Origin of the sequence: Bradyrhizobium guangzhouense (genome assembly GCF_004114955.1) — a bacterium.
Lineage (GTDB): Bacteria > Pseudomonadota > Alphaproteobacteria > Rhizobiales > Xanthobacteraceae > Bradyrhizobium > Bradyrhizobium guangzhouense.
In genome coordinates this window covers 6,238,817-6,263,796 of record NZ_CP030053.1, presented here as the reverse complement: position 1 = coordinate 6,263,796, position 24,980 = coordinate 6,238,817, and the positions used below count along the sequence as shown (strand labels likewise).

General features: G+C 64.1%; 30 protein-coding genes. 11 read left to right on the top strand and 19 right to left on the bottom strand.

All coding sequences use genetic code 11. The annotated features are described in order from the left end of the window. Positions 1-66: 66 nt before the first annotated feature. From pgeF to XH91_RS29830, 4 genes are read right to left on the bottom strand one after another with little or no spacing between them, the layout of a single operon-like run. A complete protein-coding gene (gene pgeF / locus XH91_RS29845; RefSeq protein ID WP_128953915.1) occupies positions 67-834 on the bottom strand; it encodes a peptidoglycan editing factor PgeF in 768 nt (255 codons plus the stop codon). Continuing rightward, positions 834-1,952, bottom strand: a complete 1,119-nt coding sequence (locus XH91_RS29840) for a class I SAM-dependent methyltransferase (RefSeq protein ID WP_128953914.1) — start codon at positions 1,950-1,952, stop codon at positions 834-836. Before XH91_RS29840 ends, pgeF begins: the two co-directional genes overlap by 1 nt. 21 nt (positions 1,953-1,973) lie before the next feature. Continuing rightward, a complete protein-coding gene (gene lgt, locus XH91_RS29835) occupies positions 1,974-2,816 on the bottom strand; it encodes a prolipoprotein diacylglyceryl transferase (protein ID WP_164933653.1) in 843 nt (280 codons plus the stop codon). Positions 2,817-2,831: 15 nt separating this feature from the next. Continuing rightward, positions 2,832-3,563, bottom strand: coding sequence for a dienelactone hydrolase family protein (locus XH91_RS29830; RefSeq protein WP_128953912.1), 732 nt, complete (start codon positions 3,561-3,563; stop codon positions 2,832-2,834). A 186-nt stretch (positions 3,564-3,749) separates the two neighbouring features. Between XH91_RS29830 and XH91_RS29825 the strand changes: the two genes are divergently transcribed. The 4 genes from XH91_RS29825 (at position 3,750) to ychF (ending at position 6,817) form a co-directional block, all read left to right on the top strand. Next, positions 3,750-4,001, top strand: a complete 252-nt coding sequence (locus XH91_RS29825; RefSeq protein ID WP_128953911.1) for an accessory factor UbiK family protein — start codon at positions 3,750-3,752, stop codon at positions 3,999-4,001. Between the two features lie 172 nt (positions 4,002-4,173). Beyond that, the gene (locus XH91_RS29820; RefSeq protein WP_128953910.1) at positions 4,174-4,899 is read left to right on the top strand and encodes a 50S ribosomal protein L25/general stress protein Ctc; all 726 of its coding nucleotides are present in this window, start codon (positions 4,174-4,176) and stop codon (positions 4,897-4,899) included. 61 nt (positions 4,900-4,960) lie between these two features. Next, positions 4,961-5,560, top strand: coding sequence for an aminoacyl-tRNA hydrolase (gene pth / locus XH91_RS29815; RefSeq protein ID WP_128953909.1), 600 nt, complete (start codon positions 4,961-4,963; stop codon positions 5,558-5,560). Positions 5,561-5,719: 159 nt separating this feature from the next. Next, positions 5,720-6,817: a redox-regulated ATPase YchF gene (gene ychF / locus XH91_RS29810; RefSeq protein ID WP_128953908.1), complete on the top strand. Its 1,098-nt coding sequence runs from the start codon at positions 5,720-5,722 to the stop codon at positions 6,815-6,817. Positions 6,818-6,984: 167 nt separating this feature from the next. Here ychF and XH91_RS39930 read toward each other — a convergent pair whose 3' ends face one another. Beyond that, positions 6,985-7,545: an acyltransferase gene (locus XH91_RS39930; RefSeq protein WP_128953907.1), complete on the bottom strand. Its 561-nt coding sequence runs from the start codon at positions 7,543-7,545 to the stop codon at positions 6,985-6,987. Between the two features lie 277 nt (positions 7,546-7,822). Next, positions 7,823-8,119, bottom strand: coding sequence for a DUF4282 domain-containing protein (locus XH91_RS29800; protein ID WP_128953906.1), 297 nt, complete (start codon positions 8,117-8,119; stop codon positions 7,823-7,825). Between the two features lie 154 nt (positions 8,120-8,273). Between XH91_RS29800 and XH91_RS29795 the strand changes: the two genes are divergently transcribed. The 3 genes from XH91_RS29795 (at position 8,274) to XH91_RS39090 (ending at position 9,552) form a co-directional block, all read left to right on the top strand. After that, positions 8,274-8,726, top strand: coding sequence for a MaoC family dehydratase (locus XH91_RS29795; RefSeq protein ID WP_128953905.1), 453 nt, complete (start codon positions 8,274-8,276; stop codon positions 8,724-8,726). After that, positions 8,726-9,205, top strand: coding sequence for a MaoC family dehydratase (locus XH91_RS29790; RefSeq protein WP_128953904.1), 480 nt, complete (start codon positions 8,726-8,728; stop codon positions 9,203-9,205). Before XH91_RS29795 ends, XH91_RS29790 begins: the two co-directional genes overlap by 1 nt. A 200-nt stretch (positions 9,206-9,405) precedes the next feature. Further along, positions 9,406-9,552 (top strand): hypothetical protein, encoded by a 147-nt coding sequence (locus XH91_RS39090; protein WP_164933652.1) that lies wholly within the window; start codon positions 9,406-9,408, stop codon positions 9,550-9,552. Positions 9,553-9,606: 54 nt separating this feature from the next. On the opposite strand, the gene XH91_RS39085 is transcribed toward XH91_RS39090, so the two are convergent. The 5 genes from XH91_RS39085 to XH91_RS29770 all read right to left on the bottom strand — a co-directional run bounded on the left by XH91_RS39085 (position 9,607) and on the right by XH91_RS29770 (position 13,015). Beyond that, complete coding sequence (locus tag XH91_RS39085; RefSeq protein WP_164933651.1) at positions 9,607-9,744, bottom strand: hypothetical protein; 138 nt, start codon at positions 9,742-9,744, stop codon at positions 9,607-9,609. Positions 9,745-10,066: 322 nt separating this feature from the next. Continuing rightward, entirely contained in the window at positions 10,067-10,492 is a 426-nt protein-coding gene (locus XH91_RS29785) for a hypothetical protein (RefSeq protein ID WP_128953903.1), read from the bottom strand. 173 nt (positions 10,493-10,665) lie between these two features. Beyond that, positions 10,666-11,586, bottom strand: coding sequence for a hypothetical protein (locus XH91_RS29780; RefSeq protein ID WP_128953902.1), 921 nt, complete (start codon positions 11,584-11,586; stop codon positions 10,666-10,668). A gap of 246 nt (positions 11,587-11,832) precedes the next feature. After that, on the bottom strand, positions 11,833-12,273 hold the full coding sequence (locus XH91_RS29775; protein WP_128953901.1) for a nuclear transport factor 2 family protein: 441 nt from the start codon (positions 12,271-12,273) through the stop codon (positions 11,833-11,835). A 289-nt stretch (positions 12,274-12,562) separates the two neighbouring features. Then, on the bottom strand, positions 12,563-13,015 hold the full coding sequence (locus XH91_RS29770) for a nuclear transport factor 2 family protein (RefSeq protein ID WP_128953900.1): 453 nt from the start codon (positions 13,013-13,015) through the stop codon (positions 12,563-12,565). A gap of 278 nt (positions 13,016-13,293) precedes the next feature. Between XH91_RS29770 and XH91_RS29765 the strand changes: the two genes are divergently transcribed. Next, positions 13,294-13,530: a hypothetical protein gene (locus XH91_RS29765; protein WP_128953899.1), complete on the top strand. Its 237-nt coding sequence runs from the start codon at positions 13,294-13,296 to the stop codon at positions 13,528-13,530. A gap of 150 nt (positions 13,531-13,680) precedes the next feature. Beyond that, positions 13,681-14,067 carry a hypothetical protein gene (locus XH91_RS29760; protein ID WP_128953898.1) on the top strand — a complete coding sequence of 129 codons (387 nt, stop codon included), beginning with the start codon at positions 13,681-13,683 and terminating at the stop codon, positions 14,065-14,067. A 371-nt stretch (positions 14,068-14,438) separates the two neighbouring features. Here the strand turns inward: XH91_RS29760 and XH91_RS29750 are convergent, their stop codons facing one another. The 8 genes from XH91_RS29750 to XH91_RS29720 form a co-directional block, all read right to left on the bottom strand. Next, complete coding sequence (locus XH91_RS29750) at positions 14,439-15,203, bottom strand: DpnI domain-containing protein (protein WP_128953896.1); 765 nt, start codon at positions 15,201-15,203, stop codon at positions 14,439-14,441. A 41-nt stretch (positions 15,204-15,244) separates the two neighbouring features. Beyond that, positions 15,245-18,145, bottom strand: a complete 2,901-nt coding sequence (uvrB, locus tag XH91_RS29745) for an excinuclease ABC subunit UvrB (RefSeq protein WP_128953895.1) — start codon at positions 18,143-18,145, stop codon at positions 15,245-15,247. 111 nt (positions 18,146-18,256) lie between these two features. Continuing rightward, positions 18,257-19,459 carry a CHAT domain-containing protein gene (locus XH91_RS29740; protein ID WP_164933650.1) on the bottom strand — a complete coding sequence of 401 codons (1,203 nt, stop codon included), beginning with the start codon at positions 19,457-19,459 and terminating at the stop codon, positions 18,257-18,259. Next, a complete protein-coding gene (locus tag XH91_RS39080; protein ID WP_164933649.1) occupies positions 19,459-20,250 on the bottom strand; it encodes a zinc metalloprotease in 792 nt (263 codons plus the stop codon). The genes XH91_RS29740 and XH91_RS39080 overlap by 1 nt, the downstream gene beginning before the upstream one ends. 11 nt (positions 20,251-20,261) lie before the next feature. Then, complete coding sequence (locus tag XH91_RS29735; RefSeq protein ID WP_128953893.1) at positions 20,262-21,980, bottom strand: M4 family metallopeptidase; 1,719 nt, start codon at positions 21,978-21,980, stop codon at positions 20,262-20,264. 182 nt (positions 21,981-22,162) lie between these two features. Then, entirely contained in the window at positions 22,163-22,393 is a 231-nt protein-coding gene (locus XH91_RS29730) for a hypothetical protein (protein WP_128953892.1), read from the bottom strand. A 59-nt stretch (positions 22,394-22,452) separates the two neighbouring features. Then, positions 22,453-22,677, bottom strand: coding sequence for a hypothetical protein (locus XH91_RS29725; RefSeq protein WP_128953891.1), 225 nt, complete (start codon positions 22,675-22,677; stop codon positions 22,453-22,455). A 111-nt stretch (positions 22,678-22,788) separates the two neighbouring features. Then, entirely contained in the window at positions 22,789-23,703 is a 915-nt protein-coding gene (locus XH91_RS29720) for a LysR substrate-binding domain-containing protein (protein WP_128953890.1), read from the bottom strand. Positions 23,704-23,864: 161 nt separating this feature from the next. Between XH91_RS29720 and XH91_RS29715 the strand changes: the two genes are divergently transcribed. Together XH91_RS29715 and XH91_RS29710 are read left to right on the top strand one after the other, a co-directional pair. Then, complete coding sequence (locus XH91_RS29715; RefSeq protein WP_128953889.1) at positions 23,865-24,644, top strand: sulfite exporter TauE/SafE family protein; 780 nt, start codon at positions 23,865-23,867, stop codon at positions 24,642-24,644. Continuing rightward, positions 24,641-24,871 carry a hypothetical protein gene (locus XH91_RS29710; RefSeq protein ID WP_128953888.1) on the top strand — a complete coding sequence of 77 codons (231 nt, stop codon included), beginning with the start codon at positions 24,641-24,643 and terminating at the stop codon, positions 24,869-24,871. The genes XH91_RS29715 and XH91_RS29710 overlap by 4 nt, the downstream gene beginning before the upstream one ends. Positions 24,872-24,980: the final 109 nt, after the last annotated feature.

Genomic DNA, 24,980 nt, shown 5'->3' with positions numbered 1-24,980 from the left:
TCACCGCTGTCCTTCCGGGTCCGACGCCTCGCATCGCCCCGGAATGACACGGGGTTTCTGTTGTGTTCACGCTTCCAGCGCGATCGCATGGATGTGCCGCCCATAGTCCGGCTCTTTGCGATGCACGGAGCGGCGATAGCTGAAGAAGCGTTCGTCGGCGTAGGTGTCCAGACCAAGGTCGTCGATCATCAGAATGCCGGCGGCTTCAAGGCGCCTGCGGATGAAGCCGGCCAGGTCGAACATCGCATGGCCCTCGCGCGCCGATGGAATGAAGAACATCGCATTTTCCGCGTCGGCCTCGATGAAGCGCGCCACGAACTCGTTGCCGACCTCATAGCTGTCCTGGCGGATCAAGGGCCCGATCGCGGCGATGATGCCGCTGCGTGTGGCCCCGAGCGTCTCCATCGCCGTGACAGTGGATTCCAGCACGCCCGTCAGCGCACCTTTCCAGCCGGCATGGGCGCCGCCGATGATTCGCGCATTGGGATCGACGAACAGCACCGGACCGCAATCGGCTGTGGAGACGCCGAGCGCAATGCCCGGCATTTTGGTGACCATCGCATCGCCCTTCGGCCGCGGGCCGCTCGGCCACGGCGCGTCGGCGATGAGCACGTCGGGCGAGTGGATCTGGTGCAGGCTGAGGAAACGGTCGGCCGCGACCCCGACATGCTCGGCCATGCGACGGCGGTTCTCGGCGACGAGGGCCTGATCGTCGTTGGAGCCGAGCCCACCGTTCAGCGCGGAATAGATGCCGCTGGAGACGCCGCCTTCGCGCGTGAAGAAGCAATGGCGCAGGCCGGGCACTGCCGACAGCAGTGACGAAGTCAGGGTCATCAATTGCCTCCGGCCTGTTCGAGATCGCTGAGGCCGGCGAGGCCGGTCAATCTTGGTTCGGAGATGCCGAGCACCTTGAACATCGACCCCATGCCGCTGCGCCCCGAGTCGGTCAGCCGCTTCAGCGCCACGGAAATGTCGGTGGCAACTTCGGGCGTCGCCTTCTGCATCAGCGCGGCCGCGCGGGTGTCGATGCCGACGCGTTTGAGGAAATCGCCCTGCGTCACCGGCCCGTGCACACGGGCGCCGACGTCTTCGGCTGCCCGCGCCAGCGCCTGGAAGTCGACATGGGCGGTGACGTCGGCCTGGCCCGGCGCCTTCAAGGGATCGGTGAAGGTGTGGCGCGCGATGGCCTGGAAGGTGTCCCCGGCATCGCTGCGCAGATGGCCGTAATCGATGATCAGCGCGGCGCCGTCCTGGTCGCGCACGCGGGTGGCGAGCTTCATGATCTCGGTATCGGGCCGCCATTCGAACACCGCACCGACAGGCGCCGCCCGCACCAAAGGCGGCAGCAGCACGTCGAAGCGCGGTGTCGGCTCGGATGCCGCGCCGAACTGAAGCTTGCCGTTGGGATCGATCTCGATCACGCGCTCGTGCCAGCCGCTTTCGCGCTTCACCATCTGGTGGATCGGCAACACGTCGAAATATTCGTTGGCGAGGATGACGCTCGGACCATCAGGCACGTCGTCGATGCTGTCGTGCCAGGTGATGCTGTTGCGCACGCTCGACAATGTCGCACTTTGCCGCTCGCGCAGCACCGGATTGACCTCGACCAGATGAATGCTGAGCCCCTGATAGAGCGGCGGCAGCACGCGAAGCGCGCGCAATGCGTCCGCCATCATGGTGCCGCGGCCGGGACCGAGCTCGATCAGGCGCAGGGATTGCGGCGAGCCCATCTGCTTCCAGACCGAGGCGGTCCATAACCCCAAGAGCTCGCCGAACATCTGGCTGACTTCGGGCGAGGTGGTGAAGTCGCCCTCGCGCCCGAGCGGATCGCGCGAGACGTAATAGCCGTAGCGCGGATGCATCAGGCACGTCTCCATGTATCGCCAGACCGGCATGGGGCCTGAGGATTTGATCAGCGCCTTGATCTCGTTGAGTAGCGACTGGTCAGTCACGGCGTGCTTTCTCGAAATGAATTATTGAACAGTCTTGACCGGCTGCGGCGCACCGCGCCGCACCGCCAGTACAATAAGTACGCCGCCGACAATAAGCATCGGGATCGACAACAGCATGCCCATGGTTAATCCGCCCCAGAGGTAGCCGAGTTGGACGTCCGGCTCCCGGAAATGCTCGCCGATGATCCGCGTCAGGCCGTAGATCAGGATGAAGCTGCCGAGGATCAGCCCCGGCCGCTTCAAGGCACCCATCCGGATCATCACCGCGAGCACGATGAACAGCAGGAGGCCCTCCATGCCGGCTTCATAAAGCTGGCTCGGATGGCGCGGCACGTCACCGCCGGTCGGGAAAATCATGGCCCAGGGCAGGCCGGGGTCGGCTGGGCGGCCCCACAGCTCGCCATTGATGAAGTTGGTCAGCCGCACCAGGAAAATCCCGATCGGCGCAACGCCGCAAGTGATGTCGCCGAGCGACAGGATCGAGATGCCATTCTTTCGGGCGAACCACATCACCGCCACGACACAGCCGAGGAAGCCGCCGTGGAAGGACATGCCGCCTTCCCACAATTTGAAGATGGCAGCCGGATGCTCGACGAAGAAGGGTAGATTGTAGAACAGCACGTAACCGGTGCGTCCGCCGACGATGATGCCGAGCGTCACCCACAGGATGAAGTCGTCGATCTGCACCAGCGAGATCGGCGCCGGCCCGCCCCACAGGCGCTGCTTCTTCAACAGCGAGCGCGCATAGAACCAGCCAAACGTGATCCCACAGATGTAGCCGAGCGCGTACCAGCGGATCGCGAACGGACCGATCTCGAAGGCAATGGGCTTGAACTTGGGGAAGTCGATCAGCAGGAAAAGCATCAAGGCCTTCTAGATTCACACGAGATTGCGGCGATAGAGCGCGAGCAGCCGCTCCCAATGCCGCTCGGCGGCGTCGCGGTCATAGACCGGACGCCTGGGGAAGGCGAAGCCGTGATGGGTGCCGGGATAGATCTCGACCTCGGCCTTTGCGCCCTTCATGCTGTCGGCCACTTTGGCAATGACCTCCGGCGGAGCGTAGATGTCGCTCTCGGCACAGGCGAAATAGAGCTCGGCCCGGGTCTTGCCGGCGGCGAGATGCGGGCTGTTGTCCTCGTTGGTTGCCAGATGCGTTCCGTAAATCGACGCGGCGGCCTTGACGCTGTCAGGGAAATGCGTGGCGGCGTTGACGGCGTAGCGGCCGCTCATGCAGTAGCCGACAGCGCCGATGACTTTCGTATTCGCGGCCGTCTGGCCCTCGGCATAGGTGAGCAGCGCGCGCGTGTCGTCCATGATCATGGGAATGTTGAGCGAGGCCATGAGCTGGAACATGCGCTTGCGCTCCGGCGAATTCGGGTCGGCCGGCAGCGCGCCGAGCTCCATGACGCCGGAGCGGTAATAGAGGTTCGGCAGCATCACGTAATAGCCCGAGGTCGAGAGCCGGCGCGCCATGTCGCGCAGCTCCTCGCGGATCGCCGGCGCGTCCATGTAGAACAGGATGACCGGGAACGGCCCGCCGCGCTCGGGATGGACGATGAAGGTCGCGGTGTGACCGTCCTTGGTGGGAATAGCGATCTGCTGCTCGATCATGTCTTGCGTTCCGCCTTGTGATTCCCGGTTATGCAGGGACGTTGAATACGATTGCAAGGAAACCGCGGCATGACAAGGATACCGCTGCTGCGGCCCTTGAACCCGTCACCGCGGATTGCCATTGTCTTTTTGCGCGTTCGCGTAAAGTTTATCGTAGGCTGACAAGAGACCGATCAGGAGACCGACATGACCCAGACCACCAACCGGTTTTTCGACGAGATCGGCCGCTTGATGAACGACGCCGCCGGAGCTGCCCAGGGCGCCAAGCGGGAGTTCGATACGGTGCTGCGCAACCAGGCCGAAAAATTCCTGCGCGACATGGACCTGGTCAAGCGCGAGGAGTTCGAGGCGGTGAAGGACATGGCCCGCCTGGCGCGCGAGGAGAACGAAGCCCTGAAGGCGCGCATCGCGGCGCTGGAGGCCAAGCTGGGCGGGTAGAGCCGGGTAGGACCCCGCTGGCGGCCAACAGCCCATTCTCCTTGTCATTTCCGCATCTTCCGGGTAAAAGCCCGCCACGTTCGCGGCCCCCGCACCCCTGGAGGCTTGCTGCGAACCATGCCATGGGCCGCGCTGCGGCCCATTAACTTTTGCAAAAACAAGGACTTAGACTATGGCGACGACCGTCAAGGAATTGAAGGCGACCGCGCGTCCGAAGAGCGGCAAGGGGGCCGCCCGGGCTGAGCGTCGCGCCGGGCGCGTGCCCGGAGTGATCTATGGCAACAACCAGCCCCCCGTCACGATCTCGATCGAAGATCGTGAACTGCGCCAGCGCATCCTCGCCGGCCGGTTCCTGACCACGCTGGTCGACATCGATCTCGAGGGCAAGAAGCACCGCGTGATTCCGCGCGACTACCACCTCGACCCGGTCAAGGACTTCCCGATCCACGTCGATTTCATGCGCCTCGGCGAAGGCGCCACCATCCGCATCAGCGTCCCGCTGCATGTCGTGAAGGCGGAAACGTCCCCGGGCGTGAAGCGCGGCGGCACGGTCAACATCGTCGCCCACGCCATCGAACTCGAATGCGGTGTCGAGAGCATTCCGCAGTACATCGAGGCCGATGTCGGCTCGCTGGAAATCGGTCACTCCTTGCATCTGGCGGACGTCAAGCTTCCGGCCGGCGTCAAGGCGCTGACCCGCGAGGACGCGACCCTCGTCACCATCGTGCCGCCGTCAGGCTACGCTGAAGAGCAGAAGGCCGCAGCTGCGGCGGCTGCCGGTGGCGCGGCTCCGGCCGCGGGCGCTGCTGCTCCGGCTGCTGGTGCGGCTCCGGCTGCGGGTGCTGCTGCTCCGGCCGCTGCTGCCAAGGCTCCGGCCGGCGGCGACAAGAAGAAGTAATCCTTCAGAACAGCTGGCGCGCGGTCTTTGATCGCGTGCCGGCCGAGGGGCGCGCCGCGTCATGCGACTCTTTGTTGGGCTCGGCAATCCCGGCGCGAAATACGCACGTAACCGGCACAATATCGGCTTCATGGCCGTGGACGAGATCGCGCGGCGTCATGGTTTTTCACCATGGCGCCGTCGCTTTCAGGGCGAGACGTCGGAAGGCTCGCTCGGACCGGAGCGCGTGATCCTGCTCAAGCCGACGACCTACATGAACGACTCCGGCCGCAGCGTTCAGGATGCGGCGAGCTTCTTCAAGATCGCGCCTGCTGATACCACGGTGTTTCACGACGAGCTCGAACTGCCGCCGGGCAAGGTGCGGGTGAAGATCGGCGGCGGCATCGCCGGCCACAACGGCCTGCGCTCGATCTCGGCGCATATCGGCAACGAGTACCGCCGTGTCAGGCTCGGTATCGGTCATCCCGGCGTCAAGGAGCTCGTGCATGGCCACGTGCTGTCGGACTTCGCCAAGGCCGACAACGACTGGGTGACGACGCTCTGCGAGGCGGTGGCCGAGCATGCCGCACTGATCGCCAAGGGCACGGACGCGACCTTCGCCAACAGAGTGCATCTGGCGATGCAGGCGAAGGGATTTTTGACCAAGGACGACAAGGAGTAGGGTGGGTTAGCCGGACCACGTCCGCCGAAGCTTCGACAAGCGAAGGTGCAAGGCGTAACCCACCATGCCACGACCAGAAAAATTGGTGGGTTACGCCGAGCAGATGCGCTTCGGCATCTGCACGGCTAACCCACCCTACGCACTGCGTTAGAGGACACGATGGGATTCAAATGCGGAATCGTCGGATTGCCCAATGTCGGCAAGTCGACCTTGTTCAACGCGCTGACCGAGACGGCCGCGGCGCAAGCCGCGAACTATCCGTTCTGCACCATCGAGCCCAATGTCGGCGAGGTCGCGGTGCCCGATCCGCGGCTCGACAAGCTGGCGGCGATCGCCAAATCGGCGCAGATCATCCCGACCCGGCTGACCTTCGTCGACATCGCCGGCCTCGTGCGCGGCGCTTCCAAGGGCGAAGGCCTCGGCAACCAGTTCCTCGCCAACATTCGCGAGGTCGACGCCATCGTGCATGTCGTGCGCTGCTTCGAGGATTCCGACATCACCCATGTCGAGGGCAAGATCGCGCCGCTTGCCGACATCGAGACCATCGAGACCGAACTGATGCTCGCCGACCTCGACAGCCTCGAGAAACGCGTCGACAATCTGACCAAGAAGGCCAAGGGCAACGACAAGGACGCCAAGGAGCAGCTCGACCTCGTCAACCGCACGCTGGTGCTGCTGCGCGACGGCAAGCCTGCGCGCCTGGTCGAGCGCAAGGCCGAAGAGGAACGGGCGTTCTCGATGCTCGGCCTGCTGTCGTCGAAGCCGGTCCTCTACGTCTGCAACGTCGAGGAGGGCTCGGCTGCATCAGGCAATGCCTTCTCCAAGGCGGTCGAAGAGCAGGCGGCCAAGGAGGGCGCGGTTGCCGTCGTCATCTCGGCAAAAATCGAATCCGAGATCGCGACGATCTCGCGTGAGGAGCGTGCCGACTTCCTGGAGACGCTGGGTCTGGAAGAAGCGGGTCTCGATCGTCTGATCCGCGCCGGCTACCGGCTGCTCGAGCTCATCACCTATTTCACGGTAGGACCGAAGGAAGCGCGCGCCTGGACCATCCATCGCGGCACCAAGGCGCCCGGCGCGGCCGGCGTGATCCACACCGATTTCGAAAAGGGCTTCATCCGCGCCGAGACGATTGCGTATGACGACTACGTCGCGCTGGGCGGCGAAGCCGGCGCCCGCGATGCCGGCAAGCTGCGGCTCGAAGGCAAGGAATACGTCGTCGCCGACGGCGACGTGATGCATTTCAGGTTCAATACGTAAGAGCTTGCTGTCATTCCGGGGCGCGCCTCCTGGCGCGAGCCCGGAATCCATTGCACGATTCACTCTGGCGCTCGATAGATTCCGGGTTCGCGCTGCGCGCGCCCCGGAATGACGAACCTCACCGCACTCCGCCGCCTGACCGCGCGCCCCACCGCGTCCGCGCCTGCTTATTCGTCGTCGCGGAAATGCTTGACGACAACAGCCGGATTCCCGGCGACGACCACGCGCGAGGCGACGTCCTCACGCACCACCGCTCCGGCGCCCACGACCGAGTGGTCGCCGATCGTCACTCCCTTGAGCACGATCGAGCGCGCACCCACCCACACATTGTCCCCGATGTGCACCGGGGCGACGGCCCGCCCAACCGCAGGCGCGTGCCGAAGCCGCGGGGGAAGATTGTGAAAGTCCGTGTCGACGATGTCGCAGTCGCTGATCAGGCAAGACGACCCGATGTCGACCTGCTGCGCGCAGCCGATCCAGCAGCCGTTGAGCAAGGTGTCATTGCCGACCGTCACCTGACCATGCCCGGTGATGAGCACGCGCTTGCCGATCCGGCAGTTCGCACCGATCGACACCCGGACGCCGCGACCGAGCACCAGCCAACCCTTGAACACGATCCCGGGTCCGAGTTGGAGCCGGCGGCCGTACCGCACCGTCAGCCAGGCGCGCACACAGGCGAAGAACAGGAGCGCACCGGCCCGCAGCACCGGGTTCTCGATCTTGCCCACGACATTCGCTCCTGACCCTTGCGGCGGCCCGCCTCTCGCGCCGAGCCTCGCATCCGCACGTAAATACGCGGTGAAGAACGACGTCGCGGCTGGTGCGCCCGTCTCAGTGGCGGCCCATGTTGGGTTTGATACCTAGCGCGATTTCGTGCCCCGGACGCAGCGCAGGCCTTGCGGTGCGCTGCAGAGCCGGGGCCCGGGAATCTTGGTCGCGGATCCATGGGTCCCGGCTCTGCGTCGCGTCATTTCATGCCGCGCCGCGTCCGGGACACGAGAGCTATCACCGAATCCCGCCGCCCTGATCCCTGATCGCGCCGAGATGCTCGTTGATGCGGAACACGATCAGGATCAATTCCGCGGCGATGCGCGAGAACACGACGCCGACGACCACGCCTGCAATCGATTCCAGCACGACCAGGAAACCGGCAAACGGGCTGATGGCCATCGCGGTGAGGCCGGCGAAGATTCCGGAGAGGCCGAACAGGCAGATCACGCCGATCACCAGCCAGTAGAAGGTCTTGATGATCGTCGGCGTGATGAAGCGGTCCCACTGAAACAGATCGCTGAATGAAAACATCTCTCTCCCCCGGGCAGATGGTGCCCCCGGCCGCGCCGATCCGACAATGAGGGCAGGCCGACTCGCCGAATGTAGCACGAGCCATGCGGGCCGGCGGGTTGAGATTGCCGCAAAGTGCGGCCACAATCTGTCCTTCCCGCAAAGCTTTTCCAAGATGACCCTGACCTTCGAAGATTTCCCTCCCGGCCGCTACGGAACGTTCGGCCCGCGCCATGTCACCCGCGACGAGATCTTGGCGTTTGCCGCCGAGTTCGATCCGCAGCCGATGCATCTGGACGAGGAGGCCGCGAGCAAGAGCATGCTGCGTGGCCTGTCGGGCTCGGGCTGGCACCTCTGCTCGCTGATGATGCGGATGATGGCCGACGGCTTCATTACCCGCGCCGCCTCGCTGGGATCTCCGGGGGTCGACGAGGTACGTTGGCTCTCGCCGCTGAGGCCGGGAGACGACCTCATGCTCGATGTCGACGTGGTCGAGGCGCGCACCTCGAAGAGCCGGCCGCACCTCGGCATCGTCAAGTTCAAATGCACGGTGCGCAACGCCAAGGGCGAAGCGCTGGGCGAAATGACCTCGCCGATCCTGATCGAGCGGCGCGCGGGAGCGGTCTGATGCGGTTCTTCGAAGAGATCGAGATCGGACAGCGCCGCGACATCGGCAGCTATGATTTCACGGCGGAGTCGATCAAGACCTTCGCCGCGAAGTTCGATCCGCAGCGCTTTCACCTCGACGAGGACGAGGGCAAGAACTCGCTGTTCGGCGGGCTCGCCGCCTCCGGCTGGCATGTCGGTTCGGCCTGTATGAGCCTGCTTGTCGCCGACGGCCAGCGCCTGGCGCGCGAAGCCGTTGAGCGCGGCGAGGAGGTCGCGGTATGGGGGCCGTCGCCGGGCTTTCGCGACCTGCGCTGGATCAAGCCGGTGCTCGCCGGCGACACCATCAGCTATTCCAACATCGTCATCGACAAGCGCAGCTCCGCCTCGCGACCGGGCTGGGGCATCCTGACTGCCCGCACCACCGGCACCAACCAGCGCGGCGAGGAGGTCTATTCCATCACCGCCAGCGCCTTCGTGCCGATGCGGAAGAGCGCTTAGGCCAGTTCCAGGATGAACGGCGAAATCAGCGCGCGAGTGTTGCCCGCGCGCTATGGACGCGATTCGGGGTGACTGCCATAAGCCTCCCCGAGATGGCTGGTCCCTGCGAAGCAGCATGCGGAACCATCGAGTTGCTAACCAATTATGAACCTGTCGCTGTCTATTTGAACAAACCGGGCAGAGGACAGGGGACGAGAACGATGGCAGACCGCGGCGCACTGAAATTGGTCGGATTTATCTTCGCTACCGCGACGCTGGCCGTGATGCTGGTGGCCGGTATCGTGGTGAAGAGTTACGCCGACGGCGCCTACACCCTAGAAGCCTCGACGGTCGACGCCAGCCGTTAAGAGCCTGTTGACTTCGCGGGGCCACGAAGTGGCCTCCGCGCGCGGCCGCCGGCCTCAGCGGCTATAGACGAACGCCAAAATCGCGATCGCGACTGCAAGCAGCCCGACAAAGCGCAACATGATGGTCCCGAATTGGCTCGGCGCGGGCCGCAGCGGGATCGGGTCCGTGGTATCGGGCCGAATGCTTTCCATCTGAGACATCCCCAAGGCCCGGCCGTCAGCGGCACGGGCGCCTGGCATTGGTCGGCGGGGATGGGCGGCGGGTTCAAGGCGTCGCTCCGGCCGTGCCGCTTCCTGCGCTGTCATGCCTTAGTCTAGCGGCCACACCCACCGCTGTCATGCCCGGCTTGACCGGGGCATCCAGTACGCCGCGGCGCCTCAATCCTATCACTGCCGCCTCTCGAATACTGGATCGCCCGATCAAGTCGGGCGATGACATCGAGGCTGTGGCGACAGAATCAAAACCGCCGCGTCCCTTCCAGGACGCGGCGGGCGGTGTGCTTCGTTCGAATGCTCAGCTATTCCGCAGGCCGTCGGCGGCGCGCTTCCACTGGGCGACGTTGTCGGCGATCATGCGGGTCGACTTCATCGCGGCCTGGCTGAGCTGGGCATAGCCCGAGATCTCGCGCTGGACGCGCTGGCCTTCGGCATGGAGCAGGTCGCGCAGGCTCTCGAGCTCGGAGATCAGATTCTCGATCTCGGCGAGCGAGGTGCCGGCGACGCGCTGGATCAGCGAGTTGACGTTGGTGACGGTGGCTTCCGCGCTCGGATCGAGCGGCGGCGAATCCGTGGTCGTGGCGGAGGCCGGCCGGCGCAGATAGGCGATGTCGTTGCGGACGAAATCGCGGATGCCGGCTTCGACTTCGGTCACGGCGGCGAGATTGCTGTCGACCGTCTCGGTCTCGGTGGTCTCGGTCTTTTCCGGACGCATGGCGTTCATCGTTATTACCCCTGTTCGCGTTGAGCGCAGCGCGAGTGTCCCCCGCACGACGATGTGTGTCAGGCCGATGCATCTGTGCGTCGGATTTTGACCGCAACGGGGCCGAGATGCGGCAAGGGCGGACCATTCGGGGGCTTTGCCGTGGCGTATGGTTAGGGAAGTCTGAACAAGGCTCACCAGCTCTTCTTGAAGCCGGCCGTCACGCTCTTGTTGATCGCGCCTTGCGAGGTTTCGCCGACCGAGCCGGAGACGGTGACGTTGTCGAACAGCTTCTGCTCGGCGCCGACCTTGCGCAGCCATTTGTCATCGGTGGTCGACAGGGTCTGTCCGGCCGAGACGCTGGTGCCGGTGTCGGTGATCGTGACCTTGGCGGACTGGTCGGTCTCGTAATTGCGGGTGATGTGGCCGCCGACGCCGGGCAGCGCCGTGGTGCCCTGCTGGTTGACGCTGTAGCCGTTCTGCAGCGTCAGCGACGTGTCGCCCGACAGCGGCACCGACTTGGTCAGCGACGCCCCGAGCTTGCTCTGCTCGCTGCCGGGATCGACGCGGGCCTCGACCGCAGTCTTGTCCCAGATCGCGCCTGCGCCCGGCGCGGTCGCGGCGGCCCAGGCGCTGCCGGAGGATTGCGGCAGGTTGCCGCCATTTTCGGCCTTCTCCGCCAGCAGCTCCGACATCGTGGTCGGCTCCTTCGCCACCGTCATGTCGGCGCCGATCCGGGTGTCCCAGAACGAGGACACCGACTGCTTCACGGTGACGGCAGAGGAGCCATTCGCGTTGGCATTGGACGACCAGTTCATGCCGTTGACGGCAGCGGCCTGCGCGCGCTTCTTGGCAGCGATGAGGTCGTTGAGCGTGCCCGCGTCGATCGCGAGCTGGCTCCAGTCGAGCTTGTCGACGTCGATGCCCTTGAGCACGTCGGCGTCGTTGACGTCGGGAGCCTCGGCGACCTCGGCCTCGTCGTCGTCAGGCGTGGTTGCGGCGGGGGGCGGGGAGAAGGGCGGAATGATCTGCGCTGCGGCCGTCAGCACCGAACCCAAAATGAACGCGGCCGCCAGCGGCAGCCTGGTCCAGCCGAAACCTGTCGTGAATTCCATTGCCTTGCCCGCGAGCCCAGTTCGGGCAGTAGATGCGGCCCCAACTTTGCGAAATTATGGCGCATGCCGCGACAGTTTGGAAGCAGCCGGGTCTGCAGAATGACGAACCAACGGGCCGCGCGCAGATGGCGCGCGCCCGGTGACGAGCATCTCCATGACGGCGACCGGCGGGGCTGGAGGCCGGCACGTGTCATGGGAGCATCAATCGACCGGTCCCGAACTCGCGGGAGCCCGCTGGTGTCCCCCTCAGCCGACGCTGGTCATCCTTGGCAGATGAATGGCGCGGCCGAGCGCCTGCTCGACCAGATCGAACGTGTCGACCAGCACGCGCATGCTGATCAGCCGGTCAGCCCTGAACTGGGCGAACTGCGCGACGCGTAAGGAGATCGGCTTGTCGGAATCGAGCGCCGTGAGCGAATAGCGCAGCATCGAGGAAGCCGAATCGACACCCAGCATGATGCTCTCGCGCTCGAAGCGGCGGACGTGGAAATTGTCGGCGAGCTGGCGGATGACCTGCAGCACGGCTGCCTTGCCCTGACGCGCACCCAGGAACGGAAACATGTCGATCGGGCCGTAGATCGCCCATTCGATGTCCTCGTCGATCAGGGTCTCGATATCCTCGAAATGCCGGTCGTTGATCGCACGGTGCAACGCGCGCGAGAAACGCCAGAGGCTGTGCTCTGTCATTTTGGGCAGTCCTGAAACTGAAGCGTAAAAACGGAAAACAACCCCATGCACAGTAAGGTGCCGAGGGGCCGCTCAATTCATTTGTGTACGAACAAATACGGGATTTCTGGAAAAACTCAAATCACGTTTTTGCAATGCACAAGTGAGCGCAAAGTGTGAGATTTACAATAGAACCCCGTAATCTTACCGGGTCCGGCCCCGCGCCGTTCCCAGGATGGGCGCGGGCAGCGGCAGCGCCAAATCCTCAGTGTCGTCCTGGCCTTCGCCAGGACGACGCTTGGGAGATACCCTACTGCTCGTCCACCCCCGCCCCGACGATCAGGGGCCCGATCTCCCGCTCCAGCACCTGTTGCACCAGATCGTAGGAATCGATGATCTCGCGGATCTGCGCCACCAGTCCGCCCCTGAAGCTGAAGAACACCGCCATGTCGAACTGCACGATGCGGCCATTGCTGCGCTTGGTGAAATAGCTGTGCAGATAGGTCGCGACCTCGTCGCCGTCGGCGACGATGTGCGGCGCCTTGTAGCGGATCTCGGAGTAGCGCGACCACACCGTCTGCCAGAGCTCGCGCAGCTCGGCCTTGCCATGGCGCGGGCCCATATGCGGCAGCACGTCGATCGGCGCGTGGGTGAGGAAGTCGACGTCGTCGGTGCAGCACGCCAGCGCGGCCTCGAGGTCGCCGCGTGCAAAAGCCTCGAGCAGATGCAGCGTGCGTTGCCTGTTCAACGACTCGACGCTCATGCCGCTCCCGCCCTCATTGGCCATGGATGACGAACGCTATCGCGCGGCGCGCGGGTCCATCAATCCGCAGAAACACAGGGATATTCGCCAAATGGTCGCGCCTCAATGCATGGCGGTTCATGTCCTGCAAGGCCGGGTTGCGCTGACCTTGGCATGCACGAAATCGGGCGGACGATCTGGCGCCGCGCGCATGACGGCTGACGTCTCTCACCATGTGGCGAGCGCGGGAACCCGGCCGCCTCCTCGTCGTTAAGACGCTGACACCGCAGGAGACATCCATGAAATCCCCGCTTCTCGCCGTCACTGCCGCGCTTCTCATGCTCGGAGCAACCTCCGCCGCCGACGCCAAGGGCTGCATCAAGGGCGCCATCGTCGGCGGCGTCGCCGGCCATTATGCCGGCCATCACGGCATGCTCGGCGCCGCCGCCGGCTGCCTCTACGGCCGCCATCGCGCCAACGAGCAGGACAAGCAGCAGCAACAGCAGAGCCAGGCGAACGGGCAGGGCAAGCTGTAGCTCATTGTCATTCCGGGGCGCGCGAAGCGCGAACCCGGAATCCATCACGCCTCTTGTTCCGGTCGCGGAGGAATGGGGCGTGAGCCATCTCACATCAGACGTCTCCCCCCTGCCGTTAATGTCTTCGGCATGTCATCAGGGAGACGTGCCATGGCCGTCACCGCCGCCGCGAGAAAGTCCCGCCCGCGCAACGCGCTCGAAGGCTTTGCGCTGACCGCGATCCTGCAGAGCTTCCCGACCTTCGCCACAGCCGCGTTGCTGCTCAAGCTGTGCGGCAACCACGACCTCGTCGGCGACCCCGGCGTCGCCATCTTCGTCGCCTTCGCCACGCTGGTTCACGCGATCGTCGCGGTCACACTGGGGCCGAGCGTCCCGGCGCTGTTCAAGACGCTCTACGAACCGGCATTCTTCGATGGCAGTTTGTCGCTTTCGGACAAGATCACGGAATGGCGAACCCACCCGATCGCTTCGCTCCAACTGGTCGCAATCGTGCTGCTGCTGTCGGTGATGGCCGTGGTGACGGCGAGTGTGGGGTGAGGGGAAATCTCTCCCTCGTCATTCCGGGGCGCTGCAAAGCGGCGAGCCCGGAATCCATAGCCACGGACTTGTCGCCAATCAATTCGTTTGATGAGAGCGGAGAAATTCTTTCGCCGTGTCGCGCGTGGTAAAGCAGCCAAGCTCCTCGTAGCTGGGATCGTCCTCCGCTTCCTCGGATGAGCGCAACACAACGAACCTGCCGCCCTCCTCAACGATCAACTCCGTGAGGTCTTCGCTGTTGAACGGAGTCATATCGCGAAAACCGCAGTGCGGGCATTCGTCGTCGCAGGTGCACGACCATTCATTCGTCCATACCTTCCTGCATCGGTCGCACCGGTAGAAATTCAAAAACCAGGCCAAATCGAACCTCACTATTTCAAACGGTAACTGCCGCGAGAAACGAACTCAATAAATCCTCGGTCGCGCAAATACTGAAGTTGCTGGCGAATCTTCGGCCTGATGTTCTGATTACCCGGATAAAGATCGCCGAGATGTCGGTCGAAGGCATACGCTTCCTCGAGCGTGAACTCGCGCTTGCCGAGTGACTCAACGCATTTCAGCACGTCCAGCAGCCAACCTCGAGCCTCAAGAGATTTGCTTCGCAGAAAAAGAGTCTTCTGCCATTCGCCCAGCACCAGCTCCTTCGGCCGGACTACCCCGTTCTGTACGATGTGAATCTTACCGGATTCCGGCACCTTGCCGAGCAGGATGTTCGACCCGATCCAGCCCGCGCGCCGCGCCGTCGCCGCTAGCGGCTTTCGCTCCTGGATGATCTCGGGAACGAAGAAATGCTTTGGCACGATAAAGAGATTTACGACCGCAAGCGACACACGGTCGTAGTTCATGAGCAGGAGGTTTGGATTGTTGCTCGCAGCAAGCCGCTCGCACTTCGCCTTGTAGGCGCCATCCGATACCTTCGGTCCGAATTTACCTTTCTGGCTCTTGAGTTCAAATTCCTCGTTGCAGCCCACACAGAGGAAATCGGCAACCGGACTGTTATTCGGAAACTGCGACATCTTCGCGTTGCCGCAGTGCGGGCAGTAGGCCCATGCTTTGACCCAAGCTTCGGTCCATGCGCGGGCGCTTTGCGAACCGCTGGTATAAGATAGTTGCGCTTCTTGGAAGCCGAGTTTCATGGTGTCAGGTTAACGAAACTCGCCCGAATTGCTAGCGCCGCCTACCTCTTCTTCCGCCCACCCCGCCGCCCCGGCGCGCCGCCCGTCGACTTCGGCGCCGGCCCGAACTCCGGGCCCGACTGCCTGGAATCCGTCGGTTGGATGATCCGGCTCGTGCTGCCGAACGGCTTTGCCGGCAGGTTCGGGCTCTCGCGGTAGGGCAGCGATTCCGGGCCGTGCATCTCGTCGAGATGCGGCTTGTGCACCTTCGAGCCGCTGCCGCCGCCGCTGGCTTTCAGCGCGGAGCTCACCGTCTTTCTCTTCATCGCACTGACGGGCAGATTGGCGGCATCGCCGTATTTCCTGGTGCCGGCATAGGCGCCGGCCTTGCCGGCCACAATGCGCTGCTTGGCGGTGGGGTCGTCGACCACGGCGAGTTCGGTGGCGCGCAGGCGCTTGACCTCGTCGCGCAGGCGCGCGGCCTCCTCGAAGTTCAGATCGGCGGCGGCCTCGCGCATGCGTGTTTCGAGGTCGGAGAGCACGGCCTCGAAATTGTGGCCGATCGAGATGACGTCGTCGGTCATGTCGTGGCCGCCGACCTCGACCAGCACGTGGTCGCGCTCGTAGACCGAGTTGAGGATGTCGCCGATATGCTTCTTCACGCTTTCAGGCGTGATGCCGTTGGCGGTGTTGTATTCGACCTGCTTTTCGCGGCGGCGGTTGGTCTCCGCGATGGCGCGCTCCATGGAGCCGGTCATCTGGTCGGCATAGAGGATCACCTTGCCGTCGACATTGCGCGCGGCGCGGCCGATGGTCTGGATCAGCGAGGTCTCGCTGCGCAAAAAGCCTTCCTTGTCGGCATCGAGGATCGCGACCAGCGCGCATTCGGGAATGTCGAGGCCCTCGCGCAACAGGTTGATGCCGACCAGCGCGTCGAACGCGCCCAAGCGAAGGTCGCGGATGATCTCGATCCGCTCGATCGTGTCGATATCGCTGTGCATGTAGCGGACGCGAATGCCTTGCTCGTGCAGGTATTCGGTGAGGTCCTCCGCCATGCGCTTGGTCAGCACCGTGATCAGCGAGCGATAGCCGGCCTGCGCCGTGGCGCGCACCTCGCCGACGAGATCGTCGACCTGGGTGCGGGCGGGGCGGATGTCGACGGGCGGATCGATCAAGCCGGTCGGCCTGATGACCTGCTCGACGAACACGCCGCCGCTCTCGTTCAGCTCCCAGCCGCTCGGCGTCGCCGACACCGCGACTGTCTGCGGCCGCATCATGTCCCATTCCTCGAAGCGGAGCGGGCGGTTGTCCATGCAGGAGGGCAGGCGGAAGCCGTATTCGGCCAGCGTCGCCTTGCGGCGGAAGTCGCCGCGGAACATGCCGCCGATCTGCGGCACGGTGACGTGGCTTTCGTCGGCGAACACCAGCGCGTTGTCGGGCACGTATTCGAACAGCGTCGGCGGCGGCTCGCCGGGCAGGCGCCCCGTGAGATAGCGCGAATAATTCTCGATGCCGGCGCAGCTTCCCGTCGCTTCCATCATCTCGAGATCGAACGTGGTGCGCTGCTCCAGCCGTTGCGCCTCCAGCAGGCGCCCCTGGTTGTTGAGCTGGTCGAGCCGCTGCTTCAGCTCGGACTTGATCGACTTGATCGCCTGCACCAGCGTCGGGCGCGGCGTCACATAGTGCGAGTTGGCGTACATCTTGATGAATTCGAGCTCGTCCTGCTTGTGGCCGGTGAGCGGATCGAACTCCTCGATGTTCTCGATGGTGTCGCCGAACAAATTCACGCGCCAGGCGCGGTCTTCATAGTGCGCCGGGAAAATATCGATCACATCGCCGCGCACGCGAAAAGTGCCGCGGGTGAAGTCGGCCTGGGTGCGCTTGTACTGGAGCGCGACGAGGTCGGCGATCAATTGGCGCTGGTCGATGCGCTCGCCCTTCTTCAGCGCGAAGGTCATCGCGGTGTAGGTCTCGACCGAGCCGATACCGTAGATGCAGGACACCGACGCGACGATGATGACATCGTCGCGTTCGAGCAGCGCGCGCGTGGCCGAGTGGCGCATGCGGTCGATCTGCTCGTTGATCGAGGAATCCTTCTCGATATAGGTGTCGGTGCGCGGGACGTAGGCTTCGGGCTGGTAATAGTCGTAATACGAGACGAAATACTCGACGGCGTTGTTGGGGAAGAAATTCTTGAACTCGCCATAGAGCTGGGCGGCCAGCGTCTTGTTCGGCGCCAGGATGATGGCGGGGCGCTGCGTCTTCTCGATGACCTGCGCCATGGTGTAGGTCTTGCCCGAGCCGGTGACGCCGAGCAGCACCTGGGTGCGGTCGTTGCGCTGGATGCCCTCGACCAGCTCGGCGATCGCGGTCGGCTGGTCGCCGCGCGGCTGGTATTCCGACTTGATCTCGAAGCGCACGCCGCCTTCGGACTTCTCGGGGCGCGGCGGCCGGTGCGGGGTCCACACCTTCGTGGAGCCGTCGTCCTTCCGGAACTCGGGCCGGCCCTCGCGGATCAGCGATTCCAGCGCGTCGGCCGTGGCCTTGACGCCGAGCGCCTCCATCTTGCTGCGCGGCGGCCGCGCCAGCGCCTCGGCATCGTCCTCCTCGGTGGGCAGGCCGAGCTGCCGCGCCAGTTCCGGATCGAGCGTCGGGATCGTGGCAGCGGTGCCGTAATTGGCTTGCGGCGCTTCCTCCAGCCCGGCTGGGCGGTCGGCCGGGAAATCCTTCGGCGTCGAGGCGCGCGCCCGATGTGCGGCGGCCTCGCCTCCGGCGCGGCGGTCGCGTGAATTGTCCGGCGGCGGCTGCAGCCCGGTGCCCGATCCAAGCCCGGCATCGCCGCGATTGATCGCGGGGTTCAGCAGCTCGGCCAGCGCCGGGCCAATCGGCTGCACATCGGGTCGATGTGCCTTGGATTTGGGGGATTTGCCGGATTTTTCGGAGGATGCAGGTTTCTTCGCCATGAGGCGAATATGGGACGAGTCCGCCCTTCAGAAAAGGGCGAAGGCACGTTCCGGACCAGACTGCTGACAGCAGGTTGGCAGCAGCGCCGGGTCGCCCCAGTCCGGTCGAGGTCAGCCGCCCGGCCGCGGATTGCCAACTTTGCAGAATCTGATCCGGGGGTCGCCGTAATAGACATACGAGGCCCAGACAAAATCGCCCGCGGTCTTGCAGGCCCTCCGCGCTTCGCGCACGGCGGTCCCAATCGGCTTCTCGTTCAGCACTTGCGCGTAAAAGGATTTGGCGAACATTGCGGCGCCGCCGTCGCCCACCTGGTGGCGGCTACCGAGCAGATAGGCGCCGGTGTCGAGAAAGGCGCGGGCTAATCCAAAAATGTCATAGCGGTTCTTCCATGCGCTCCCGGTGCCGCGACCGACTCCCGATTCGCAACCATTGATGAAGAACAGCACAGGCGGCTGCTTGCAGAATTGCTTGATGGCGCCGGTCGCCATGTCCTCGTCGTCGAGGACGAGGCTGCTGTTCATGGGCTTCTGATTGTCGAAGTAGGCGTGGCCGCTGTAGTGAACGATGTGATAGCGCTTGCTCTTCAGGGCCATGGCCACTGCGGTCCATGTTGCGCCTCGCCCCGAGAGCACGTCGAGTTCGGCGTCGCTGCCAAGCGCGGTGATGGCCCTCGTTATCTCGTCCGTCTCCTGGACCGCACCCGGCAGCGTCTGATAGATCAGATTTCCGGTTGCCGTCTGGCGGGGTTGCGGCGTCGGCACGCTGATCAGCAAAATCGAAAGCGGCTTGATGCCGATCGGCTCCGGCCGGTTTTGGCTAGGGATCGTTGCCTTGCTGACGTTGACGAAGCGGCCGATCGAATGTGTCAGTCCGAAAAAATCAGTCCCGTCGTGCAGAAGCTCCCAGGGGAATTCAAGCAGTGCCTCGTCGATGCCAATTTCCAGGAACAGGTTGTCCGAGCCCAACTCCATTTGAACATCGGATGGGATGATCAGGGTGTGAAGCAGGGTGCCGGCCTCCTGCGCCTTCGCCAGAATGGCGTTGCCGGCGGCGGCCGGTGCCGCTGCAGTGCCGTCGGGTTGTCGCCGCGCGTCCAGCGCCTCTCCCAATTTGTTGAGCCTGTCGACGATCGGCCCGAGTTCGCGATCGCCCAATTGCAGTCCCGTTATCGGTGGACGCAGCGTCCGCCGCATCGGGGGCGAGAACTTGAAACGGTAGTCGTTGTCGGCTGCCGCACCATCCAGGTCCGGACTGAAGAGTTCTACTTGCGCACTGGCGCCGGCCTCCCAGGCGATGGCAAATCCGCTCGGCATCAGAGAACTCGTTTTGCTACAGGTTGAAGTGCGGGGGGCTCGATGATGGTCGGGTCCTTTTGGCGGTCGTTGAAGCCATATCCATCGAGTGCATTCAGATTGTGCTCGGGACCGATGCACTTCATCTCGTCGAGAACCGTCACTGAATCGACGTCGTCGAACAGGAAACAAGCAGGGTTGTCGCAGTGCTTGAGACCGATCAGGCCGCCGGTGATGTTGAGCACGGCGGCTCTCGCACGCTTCTTGACCGTCAAGACGCGGTCCGGATCCTTGTCGCGCCAGTAGTCGGGATCGAGCGGCGTGGCCGAGATGACCGACGCGTTGACCATCTCGAGCGTTTCCCAGATGATGTATCGCCATTTTGGAGGCGGTGTGATGAGCCGGTCGGTGACGATCATCAGATGATAGTCGGATCCAACCGGGCCGATCAGGTTCCGAACGGCCAACGCAAGCTGGGACTGATCGTAGGTGCGCCCGCGCGTGCCCCAGGCCAGCTGGTCGTCGAGTTTGAGCGGACGAGTCTGGTCTGAACTCAGGACGTCCATCGCGCGTTGCAACTGCCCGCCCGGGATGAATCTTCCGACGAGATGCGCAATGTTCCAAAGAAACGGAGCGGCGGGCATGACTGGTGCAATGAAGTACCGCTGATAGTCGATTCTTGCACCGGCGCGCTTGTAGAACTCTTCGACCTCGTGAAACGCGGCCCACAGCGCCAGGCCGCAGTCGCCGGCAGTCTTCTCGTCGAACAGCGCCAAGGCTTGGATCATTTTGACCGGTTTCAACTCGTTCAAGCTGTTCCCCCTCAAGTAATCCCCACGGCGGAATAGGCTTCAGACACAGCGGCCAGCTTCGCGCGGCGCTGTGGATCGCCCGCGAAGTAAACACCGGCGATGTTGAGCAGCGTATCCAGGGTCTGTTTGAACGTGGCGAGCTTATCGAGACGCATGAGCGTCTGATAATAGAGGATGGCGACGTCGAGTGGCGTGAACAGGCCGGCTCCTTGCGCATCCTTGGCGACAAGAAAATTGTAGGCCGCCTTGTTGTGGATGTTGCTGTTGGCGTGGACCCCGCCATTGTCATCGGTGGTGTTGTCGTAATTGTCCATATGGGCCGGATCACCGGTGCGGGTCGGATCCGCAAAATCTCTGAGCGGGAGGCCTTTGTCGCCAAGTCCGGGGCCGATCTGCCATGTCCAGGTCGCGGTATCGCCGCCACTGTAGGGCTGGGCCGGATCCCAGTTGCTGATGATGATGCCGAAGATGTCGCTGAACGATTCGTTCAGCGCGCCGGATTGTCGGAAGTAAGCCAGATCCGACGTGAACTCCGTGAGGCCGTGCGCCAGCTCGTGAGCGATGATGTCGAGGTGCCGCGCGAAGCTCCTCAATTTGCCGCTGCCGTCCTTGGTCTGGCCATACCACATGCGCTGCTTCCACCAGGCCGCGTTGTGCCATTCCGGCGGCGGTTCGTCGGCGGGCGAGGTGCAGTTGATGTACGACACCAGCTCCATTCCCTTGCCGTCGATTCCGTCGCGTCTCAGGACGGTTCTGAGGAAGTCGCAAACGAGCGACGCATTGTAGTGGGCGGAGATCGCGGCTTCGCAGTTCTCGAAGACCGTCGCGGCGTTGGCAACCGCATTAATCGGCAGGGCGCTGGTGTGAATGCTCTGGCCGCGCAGATCGACGGTTCTGACGCGCCGCAAGGTGTCGAGGAGCACGAACGTGCCCTCGGGGCCCTGCTCTCCGTAAAATTCCCGCAGATGGCCGTCTTCATCTTCGCCTTTGCAGCGTACCAGGGTCGGCGACGAGCTCCAGTACATCAGTGTCGCGCCGTCATGCGCGTCGATCAGATAATTCAGCTCGGGCGAGCTCGCAGCGATGGATCGGTGACCGCCATACGATTTTATCCCCTTGAAAAACGTCGGTGGCGCCGCGGGAACGTTCAGGAAATAGTACGCGAGATGCCAGTTGTTTTTGTCTTCGTCGCGAAAAAAGGTCAGCGTCGGCGGCGCAACACGATCGAGTTTCTCGATCTTTACGGCCGCCTTCTCCGCGATGTTCTCCAGCGCCTGCCGCGGCGACAGATTGGCGATCGACGCGACACCCTCGACGTCCGCGAGTTCGGCGTCGATGGCGAGCAGCTCGCGCTTGTCGTCCAGTTCGACGATGGCGCGCGAGCCGAACACCGGAATCGACGATTTCGTCTGGACGAATCTGACGATGGACGTGTTCTTGAACGGCGATTGCTGGGAATCGCGAAGCTGCAGATCGGGAACGATCTGCGGGTTCTGCGGCGCCGTCAGACCGCGCACACTGCCTCTCGTATCGCGTGCGAAGATGTTGCTCAGATAGAAGCGCGCTGCGGCTTCATCGCTGTCGAAGGCAGTTGGGGCGCCTGCGCGAGCGGGGCCGGCACGCATGACCAGCGGCCTGGAGCCGATCCCTTTGAGACTCTCGTCCGTCTCAGCCGCGACGTTGAAATGAATGCTCTGAAAAAACTCCGGCATGGTCGCCTCCGGGAGCATCAATCGTTCTGGAAATTCCTCAACTTTAGCGAATCGCTGGAGCCTTTGCAATCTCTGGAAGCATTGTCTCGAGAGGTTGATCTCCTCCGGTCGGGGCGCGCCGTTCGCAAATTTTCGCGCAGCATCGATCGCGCGGCGTCGATGTCAACGATGCCGCAATTGATCACGCGCTTTGTCCGCCCTCACGCCGCCGGCAGCGGCCCGTCGCCGTCCACGACCGTCAGGCGCGGCTCGAGGATGTCGAGATGGATCCCGCCGCAATCGGTGCAGCGCATGGTCCAGTACTCGCAGCCGGCGCGGCCGCCGATGACACGAAGCACCGTGAGATCGCCGTCGCATTCCGGGCAGATCGACAGCACCTTGCGCGAATAGATTCGCGGCCGCCCACCGTCTTCGAATTCGGTCACTGACATGGTCGGGTGTCCCCCTGCTGTGCCGCGATGTCCTTCAGTCCTGTTGCCGTCTCGCTGGCCTATTCGTCGATGTCGTCGGCGTGCCGGCGGAAGCGGTCGATGTGATGCTTGGCGTCGGCGATCGCCGCGTCCGGATCGGGCCAGGCGAAGCCGACTTCCATGGTCGGAAACAGCACGCCGTCGATGGCAAGCGGGCTCAAATCGGCGCGCCGGATACGGGCGTGCCACAGTCCCTTGCCAGCTTCGAAGGATTCGATGTCAAAGCCGTCGTAGAGGGTCGTCATTGGTAGTCCCCAAATGCACGGATGTCGGAGGGTTAGAGGACCACGATTGCTGATTTCGATATGTGAAGCGGTTCACATCAGGCCGGCTTTTTCAGCCGAACGGTCGAGCGATCAGCCGCGCCCGGCAGTGCGGCCAACCCGCCGCGGACGGGTCGCGGGTTCCGCGGCCGCGCGCATGATCCAGCGGCGGAACGCGGCGAAGTCGCGCTGCTCGGTCTGAAAACTGCGATAGATCAGGTACCAGCGCATGCCCTTGGGTACCGAGAGGTCGAACGGCGCCACCAGGCGCCCGGCGGCGAGGTCGTCGTCGATATAGGGCCGGATGCCCATGGCGACGCCGAGCCCGTCGACCGCGGCCTGCAGCGCCTGGCCGTAGAACTGGAACTCGGGCCCGCGCGCATTGATGCGGGTGAGGCCCGCCGCCTTCAGCCAGATCGGCCAGTCTTCCGGCGAGTGCGTGACGCGGATCAGGCCGGGCCCCCTGAGATCCGCCGGTCGCTTCAGGCCGCTGGCGAGGCGGGGCACGCAGACCGGCGTCAAATCGCCCGCGAATAGCGGCTCGGCGACCAGGCCCGGCCAGTCGCCGGTGCCGAGCTTGATGCCGCAGCTCCAGTCCTCGCCGAACGGCACCTCGGCGCCGCCGGTGGTGAAGCGCACCTCGATGTCGGGCTCTTCGCTGCGAAACTCCGACAGCCGCGGGATCAGCCAGCGCATCGCAAAGGTGTGGCCGACGCCGATGGTGAGCACGCGAACGCTTGCAGGCGCCGTCACCTGCGCGGTGAGGCTGGCGAGCGCATCGAAGATCGGCGTCAGCCCGCTCTGATAGGCCCGGCCCGCCTGCGTCAGCACCAGCTTGTTGGCCTTGCGTTCGAACAGCGCGACGCCGAGCCGTTCTTCCAGCAGATGCACCATGCGGCTGACGGCGGCGGCAGAGACGTTCAGCTCGATCCCGGCCGCAGCAAAGCTGCCGCCCCGGGCCGCCGCCTCGAATGCCTTGATGCCGTTGAGAAAGAGCAGCCGCCGCAAATCCAATCACCCTCAGGAAAGCTGATGCAAGGCCAAGATAACTCAGTTTGCGCGAACGGGGCAAGCGAGGCACCTTCCCCTTCGCCTCTCCCCGCGTGGGGCCCGAAGGTGAATGAGCAGCCCGCGTCCCTAACTTTCCGAGTCATCCCAGGAGAACCCACGTGACGCCCATCATGATCACTGCCCTCGGATTGCTGATGGTCGCCACCGCGTTCCTGTCGGGGCTGTTCGGCATGGCGGGCGGGCTGATCCTGATCGGTGTGCTGCTGGCGCTGATGCCGCTGCCGGCGGCGATGGTGCTGCACGCGATCACGCAGATGGCCTCGAACGGCTGGCGCGCCTTGCTGTGGCGGGCGCATATCCGCTGGCGGCCGGTCGCGAACTACATGGTCGGCGCTGCCATCGCGCTCAGCGCATGGTCGCTGACCCGCTACGTGCCGGACAAGCCGACGGCGCTCCTGATGCTCGGCGCCACGCCGTTCATGGCGCGGCTGTTGCCGTCGAATATCAAGCCCGATCCTGACCGTCTCTGGCAGGGCACCGTCTATGGCACGATCTGCATGGGCCTGATGCTGATGACCGGCGTCTCCGGCCCGCTGCTCGACACCTTCTTCCTCGGCGGCAATTTCGGCCGGCGCGAGAAGGTGGCGACGAAATCGATGTGCCAGCTCGTCAGCCATTTCACCAAGCTGATCTATTTCGGCGGCATCGTCGACCAGGCCGGCTCGCTCGATCCGGTTCTGGCCGGCGTCGCAATTTTAGCCTCGATGCTCGGCACCACGCTGGCGCGGCGCATTCTCGAGGCCATGACCGACCAGCAATTCATCGCCTGGTCCAACAAGCTGATCACCACCATCGCCTGCTATTACATCGCCTATGGCGGCTGGCTCTTCCTGCGCACGCCGGTGCTCGCCGCCTTTACCAAGGGAGGTTTGCAATGAGCTGTAAGGCCGACCCGCTGGTGCTGGATTTCGTCGAATGGATCGCGCGCGAGCCGCGCGCCTATGCCGAGGTGATCTCGACCTGGAAGACCTCGTGCCCGCGCCTCACCATCTGGGAGGACGCCGCCGACCGCGGCTTCGTCGCGCGCGAGACGCTGCCCGGCCTCGGCCTGGTCATCGCGGTGACGGAAGACGGCGAGAAGCTGTTGCGCGCGAACGGGCGGTGACGCAGGGCGCTTCTCTCTCCACAACGTCATTGCGAGCGTAAGCGAAGCAATCCAGAATGGTTCTGCGGCGGCAGTCTGGATGGCTTCGCTGCGCTCGCAACGACGGAAA

Excerpts from the sequence above, each read along its gene's own strand:
- XH91_RS29785 (WP_128953903.1), bottom strand. The coding sequence starts at position 10,492 with ATGAACGCCATGCGTCCGGAAAAGACCGAGACCACCGAGACCGAGACG.
- XH91_RS29800 (WP_128953906.1), bottom strand. The coding sequence starts at position 8,119 with ATGTTTTCATTCAGCGATCTGTTTCAGTGGGACCGCTTCATCACGCCG.
- XH91_RS29790 (WP_128953904.1), top strand. The coding sequence starts at position 8,726 with ATGCGGTTCTTCGAAGAGATCGAGATCGGACAGCGCCGCGACATCGGC.
- XH91_RS29750 (WP_128953896.1), bottom strand. The coding sequence starts at position 15,203 with ATGAAACTCGGCTTCCAAGAAGCGCAACTATCTTATACCAGCGGTTCG.
- XH91_RS39085 (WP_164933651.1), bottom strand. The coding sequence starts at position 9,744 with ATGGAAAGCATTCGGCCCGATACCACGGACCCGATCCCGCTGCGGCCC.
- lgt (WP_164933653.1), bottom strand. The coding sequence starts at position 2,816 with ATGCTTTTCCTGCTGATCGACTTCCCCAAGTTCAAGCCCATTGCCTTC.
- XH91_RS29725 (WP_128953891.1), bottom strand. The coding sequence starts at position 22,677 with ATGACGACCCTCTACGACGGCTTTGACATCGAATCCTTCGAAGCTGGC.
- XH91_RS29735 (WP_128953893.1), bottom strand. The coding sequence starts at position 21,980 with ATGCTCCCGGAGGCGACCATGCCGGAGTTTTTTCAGAGCATTCATTTC.
- XH91_RS29770 (WP_128953900.1), bottom strand. The coding sequence starts at position 13,015 with ATGAGCGTCGAGTCGTTGAACAGGCAACGCACGCTGCATCTGCTCGAG.
- XH91_RS29830 (WP_128953912.1), bottom strand. The coding sequence starts at position 3,563 with ATGATCGAGCAGCAGATCGCTATTCCCACCAAGGACGGTCACACCGCG.
- XH91_RS39090 (WP_164933652.1), top strand. The coding sequence starts at position 9,406 with ATGGCAGACCGCGGCGCACTGAAATTGGTCGGATTTATCTTCGCTACC.
- pgeF (WP_128953915.1), bottom strand. The coding sequence starts at position 834 with ATGACCCTGACTTCGTCACTGCTGTCGGCAGTGCCCGGCCTGCGCCAT.
- ychF (WP_128953908.1), top strand. The coding sequence starts at position 5,720 with ATGGGATTCAAATGCGGAATCGTCGGATTGCCCAATGTCGGCAAGTCG.
- XH91_RS29820 (WP_128953910.1), top strand. The coding sequence starts at position 4,174 with ATGGCGACGACCGTCAAGGAATTGAAGGCGACCGCGCGTCCGAAGAGC.
- XH91_RS29780 (WP_128953902.1), bottom strand. The coding sequence starts at position 11,586 with ATGGAATTCACGACAGGTTTCGGCTGGACCAGGCTGCCGCTGGCGGCC.
- uvrB (WP_128953895.1), bottom strand. The coding sequence starts at position 18,145 with ATGGCGAAGAAACCTGCATCCTCCGAAAAATCCGGCAAATCCCCCAAA.
- XH91_RS29730 (WP_128953892.1), bottom strand. The coding sequence starts at position 22,393 with ATGTCAGTGACCGAATTCGAAGACGGTGGGCGGCCGCGAATCTATTCG.
- XH91_RS29765 (WP_128953899.1), top strand. The coding sequence starts at position 13,294 with ATGAAATCCCCGCTTCTCGCCGTCACTGCCGCGCTTCTCATGCTCGGA.
- XH91_RS29775 (WP_128953901.1), bottom strand. The coding sequence starts at position 12,273 with ATGACAGAGCACAGCCTCTGGCGTTTCTCGCGCGCGTTGCACCGTGCG.
- XH91_RS29825 (WP_128953911.1), top strand. The coding sequence starts at position 3,750 with ATGACCCAGACCACCAACCGGTTTTTCGACGAGATCGGCCGCTTGATG.
- XH91_RS29795 (WP_128953905.1), top strand. The coding sequence starts at position 8,274 with ATGACCCTGACCTTCGAAGATTTCCCTCCCGGCCGCTACGGAACGTTC.
- XH91_RS29740 (WP_164933650.1), bottom strand. The coding sequence starts at position 19,459 with ATGCCGAGCGGATTTGCCATCGCCTGGGAGGCCGGCGCCAGTGCGCAA.
- XH91_RS29710 (WP_128953888.1), top strand. The coding sequence starts at position 24,641 with ATGAGCTGTAAGGCCGACCCGCTGGTGCTGGATTTCGTCGAATGGATC.
- pth (WP_128953909.1), top strand. The coding sequence starts at position 4,961 with ATGCGACTCTTTGTTGGGCTCGGCAATCCCGGCGCGAAATACGCACGT.
- XH91_RS29760 (WP_128953898.1), top strand. The coding sequence starts at position 13,681 with ATGGCCGTCACCGCCGCCGCGAGAAAGTCCCGCCCGCGCAACGCGCTC.